The 4,252-nt window shown below is 65.7% G+C and carries 5 protein-coding genes; 1 reads left to right on the top strand and 4 read right to left on the bottom strand.

All coding sequences use genetic code 11. The features are described 5' to 3' along the window. Positions 1–80 precede the first annotated feature (80 nt). Positions 81–2,141: an ABC transporter ATP-binding protein gene (locus LzC2_RS20440; protein ID WP_171189880.1), complete on the top strand. Its 2,061-nt coding sequence runs from the start codon at positions 81–83 to the stop codon at positions 2,139–2,141. A gap of 20 nt (positions 2,142–2,161) precedes the next feature. Here LzC2_RS20440 and LzC2_RS23110 read toward each other — a convergent pair whose 3' ends face one another. The 4 genes from LzC2_RS23110 to LzC2_RS20425 all read right to left on the bottom strand — a co-directional run bounded on the left by LzC2_RS23110 (position 2,162) and on the right by LzC2_RS20425 (position 4,153). Continuing rightward, positions 2,162–2,431 carry a type II toxin-antitoxin system RelE family toxin gene (locus LzC2_RS23110; RefSeq protein ID WP_422652917.1) on the bottom strand — a complete coding sequence of 90 codons (270 nt, stop codon included), beginning with the start codon at positions 2,429–2,431 and terminating at the stop codon, positions 2,162–2,164. A gap of 5 nt (positions 2,432–2,436) precedes the next feature. Continuing rightward, positions 2,437–2,706, bottom strand: coding sequence for a hypothetical protein (locus tag LzC2_RS20435; RefSeq protein WP_171189879.1), 270 nt, complete (start codon positions 2,704–2,706; stop codon positions 2,437–2,439). A 107-nt stretch (positions 2,707–2,813) separates the two neighbouring features. Continuing rightward, positions 2,814–3,470: a hypothetical protein gene (locus tag LzC2_RS20430; RefSeq protein WP_171189878.1), complete on the bottom strand. Its 657-nt coding sequence runs from the start codon at positions 3,468–3,470 to the stop codon at positions 2,814–2,816. 2 nt (positions 3,471–3,472) lie between these two features. Next, entirely contained in the window at positions 3,473–4,153 is a 681-nt protein-coding gene (locus LzC2_RS20425) for a nucleotidyl transferase AbiEii/AbiGii toxin family protein (RefSeq protein WP_171189877.1), read from the bottom strand. Positions 4,154–4,252 lie beyond the last annotated feature (99 nt).

Genomic DNA, 4,252 nt, shown 5'->3' with positions numbered 1-4,252 from the left:
CCCTCAAGGGAGAGGGGAGTACGGCGCCTCGGGCTGCCGGACGCTTGCCGGTACGCCTGATGAAGTAAGGATGACCGGCGATGCGCACGACTCCCGAGACCGCCCCCGCCCGACCCACGTCCCATAGCGGCTCCCGCTCCGGGCGCCCCAGCCGCGCCCGCTTCGAGGATTACCGCCGCGGCCTGTTCAAGGACAAGCCGCAGACCGGCGATCGCGGCCCCGGCGACCCCCGGGAGACCGCCGGCGCGGCCCGGCGTCGAAAGAACACGGAACCCCGCAGTCGCCCCGCGAAAGCGCTGGCGCTGTCGTTCTGGTCGCAGATCCGCGGGCATCGGGGGGAGATTCTGTTCGCCTTGGGCACGCTGACGCTCAGCACGCTGCTGGGGCTGGTTCCGCCGGCCGCGACGAAGTTCGTCATCGACAGCGTCCTCGGCGACACCCCCCTGCCCGTGTGGGTCACGGATCGCGTTGATCTGCCCTCGACCGCGACGCAGGACGGCCGAATCAACCTGCTGTGGGTGATCGTGGGCGCCGTGCTGGCGGTCAGCTTCGTCAAAGTCGGCGTCAGCCTGTGGGGCCGGTGGTTCGCCACCCGGGCCAATAAACGGGTGCAGATGAGCGTGCGGAAGCGGGTGTTCGAACACGCCGTCCGCCTGCCGCTCAACCGCGTGCAGGATCTCAAAAGCGGCGGCATCTCCAGCGTGCTGCGGAACGACAGCGGCAGCGTCGGCGATCTGATCTTCAACGGCGTTTATAACCCCTGGCGGGCGGTCGTGCAGTTGATTGGTTCGCTGGTCATTCTGGCCTTCGTGGACTGGCGCTTGTTGGCCGGCGCCGTGGCGTTGATGCCGGTCATCTGGCTGACGCATAAAACCTGGATCGACCGCATCCGTCCCCAATGGCGGGCCGTGCGGAACACCCGCGAAGACGTGGACGCCCAAGCCGTCGAGAGCTTCGGCGGCATGCGCGTCGTCCGGGCGTTCAGTCGGCAGAAGGCGGAGACCCGCCGCAATATGACCGGCCAGCATTTAATGGGCCGGCAGGAGCTGCACGTCTGGTGGTGGATGCGGATTATCGAGGTGATCTGGGAGACGTTGATCCCCACCGCCAGCGCCGGCCTGCTGCTGTACGGCGGCTTGCAGGTGATTCAGGGCGAATTGACGCTCGGCGAGTTAATGATGTTCCTCACCTATTTGTTGCTGCTGCTGGAGCCGATCGCCGTGCTGGCGAACAGCGCCACGCAGCTTCAAAACGGCCTCAGCGCGCTCGACCGCGTGATGGATATCCTTGAGGAGGACCGCGACTTCCCCACGCCCGCCGAACCCGCCGACCTGGAGCGCTCCGCGGTGCAGGGCCGGGTCGCGTTTGAAGACGTCACCTTCCGCTACCCCGCCGGCCGTCGCGGCAAGCACGCCGCCGAGGGCGAAGAGGGAGACCAATTCGAGACCGCATTGGAGGACGTGAGCCTCGTCGCCGAGCCGGGTTCGACGGTCGCGCTGGTGGGCCGCAGCGGGGCGGGCAAGACGACGCTCTGCAACCTCGTGGCCCGGTTCTTCGATCCGACTGAGGGCCGCGTGACGCTCGACGGGACGGACCTGCGGGAGTTCGACGTGGAGAAATACCGCACGCTGCTGGGCGTGGTGGAGCAGGACGTGTTCTTGTTCGACGGCACCGTCGCGGACAACATCGCCTACGCCCGCCCGGACGCCACCCCCCGCGACATTGAAGCCGCTGCCGAGGCCGCCAACGCCGCGGAGTTTATTCGCAAGATGCCGGACGGCTTGAACACCTTTATCGGCGAACGCGGCGTCAAACTCTCCGGCGGCCAGCGCCAGCGCCTCGCCATCGCCCGGGCGATCCTGGCGGACCCGAAGATATTGATCTTGGACGAGGCGACCAGCAATCTCGACACCGAAAGCGAACGCCTGATCCAAAGCGCGTTGGCGGATTTGATGGAGAACCGCACCAGCTTCGTGATCGCCCACCGTCTGAGCACGATCCGCGACGCCGACCAGATCATCGTGCTGGAAGACGGCCGCATCACCGAAACCGGCACGCACGAGGAATTAATGCTGAGAGGCGGCCGCTACGCCGACATGGTCGTGCTGCAAACCGAAGGGCAGGACGCGGCGCTGGCGTGAGGGAGCGACTGAACGGACGCTCAAAGTGAGTCCAGTAATCGGTCGTATTCATGATGCGGGCCAATCCAGAACCACACGATGACGGGGCCGTCCATGACGCCCAGCGCTCTGTAGTCGATCCCGATTCGAGCGGAGTATACGGGACGGCGTTTGCCGACTCGTTTGAAACGCAATCCGGGATGGGACGGGTCGTCAGCGAAGTGGGCGTACGCTTGCCTCGCCCGTCGGCGGACGGATCTGGGCAATTCTCGGTAGGCTGCCCAAAACTCAGGCGTCGCGACGGACGGCATGCCTTTCAGTCGTCCGCCGAGGATCCGGTGGCCAATTCTCGGCCGACCCGGTCGAACGCTGCGTCGTCCAGCGGTTCCGTCTCGCCGTTCCGATGAGTCGCGAGCGCCCGATCCGCCAGCCGGGTGAGCAGGTCTTCGGACCGTGGCGAGGCGAACGCGTCGTCCCAGCGGCGATCGGCGTCCAATTCCGCGAGCAATTGCCGGGCGAGCGCGTCTTGGCTCTCCTCCGAAAGCTCCGCGGCGCGATCGAACGCTTGGGTGAGAAGCGAAGTCATCGTGAACCAGGGAGCGTAGCGGCGTGATCGGGCAGCGAACAGATTATTCAGCGACGACAGGTTCGCTTCAATAGGAAGGGCGAGCGAGGGGCGCCAGCCCCCCGTGTTTAGCACACAGCTCCCCCTGGATATAGCCAGTCCAACATGCGCCGGTAGTTCTCCGACTCTTTGTCCCACCAGCCGTCGAGCTTGTGCTTCGTCTGGTTGGAGTGCTGGATCGCATACAGCAGACGGAAATGCGGGTACGCCTCATCCGCGGCGTTCAACAGCGGCGTCACGTCGCCCAGCAGCGGGTCGCCGCCGGCCAGCAGCGCGTTCGCCCAGTTGAGGCGCTCGCGCCGCGGCCAGTCATCGGGGAGGCTTTTCACCGCCTCCGGCACGGCAAGGAACTGTGCGCTCAGCCATTGCCGCACCGCGGCCCGCTCCGGTTCGGGCCAGTCGTCGAAGCCGCCGAACTTCGACAGGTTTCCGAGCACGGCCTCAAAGTCGGAGAGCGGACCCAGCTGACCGCGGGCGGTCCGCTCGAAGATTTCAGGCAGGAAATATTTGAAGTCCGCGACCGTCCCCCAAGTGAGCAGCGCTTGATGGGCGTAGTGATCGAGGGTGTCGTCGTCGACCGATTCGCGGTTTGGGTCGATCAGCCGCCGCGTCATGGTTTCGGAGGTACAGCAGGGGCACCCGGCCATCTGTCGCGGCTTCCGATAGCGGCGGAAGGCATGGCGGAGGCGGTCGGTCGCGTCGTGCGCGGCAGGACGATCGACCAAGTTCAAAGCTCTTCCTCGCTCGTCTCCGTCTGTGCCGCGTCCCACCACTTCAGGAACTCGGACCGGACGTACGGGTGCAGTTTCTCGGAGAAGCCGCGGGGAAGATCCAGCGCTTTAATGACGGACTGCACATCGACTAGATCTTTGAATCGCGGCGGGTGATCCTTTCCTGAAGCGAGCTTCAGTTCGACGAGCGTTTCCAGCCGCACGCATCGCAGGCCGTCCAAATCGACGCCGACCTCGGCCGGATCGGGGAACGAGATCGGAATCTCCTCGCCCTTGCCGGGGTAGCGACCGGTGACGAGAAACTCGATCCGCACGCCGGTCTGCGTGTCGCGGAGATTCTTGCTCTTTTCAAACGGCGGCAGGTAGCCGCGACCGCGGAGGTTCTCATGAATGCGGTTCAGGCCGTCCTGCGTGACGAGTAGATCGACGTCCTCGGTGAACCGCCGGAAGCCGTGTTGGAATAGGGCCATCCCGCCCACCAAAGCGTACGGGACGCCCAAAGCGTTGAGCCGGTCCGCGATGCGATGAAGGGACGTCTCAACCTCGCTGCGGCCCTCGAAATGCTTGCCGCCTTCGCTCAAGGCCCACCTCCGGTTCATGTCGAGCCGACGCTCATACGGAATGACCCCTCCCCCGGCGTCGGCAACAGGCGGAGCGAGAATCGCGGTACGGGACATCCGATCATGGTCCTGCCCCGCCGCTGCCGTCGCAAGAGGACGTCGCCGTGGCGCCCTCCGTGAGCGCCGCTACCATCCCCGCCCGCCTCTCGATTCGTT

Origin of the sequence: Alienimonas chondri, from assembly GCF_013036045.1 — a bacterium.
Classification (GTDB): Bacteria; Planctomycetota; Planctomycetia; order Planctomycetales; family Planctomycetaceae; genus Alienimonas; species Alienimonas chondri.
Note: the sequence above shows the minus strand (reverse complement) of the source record. Positions and strands in the feature narration are given on the sequence as shown.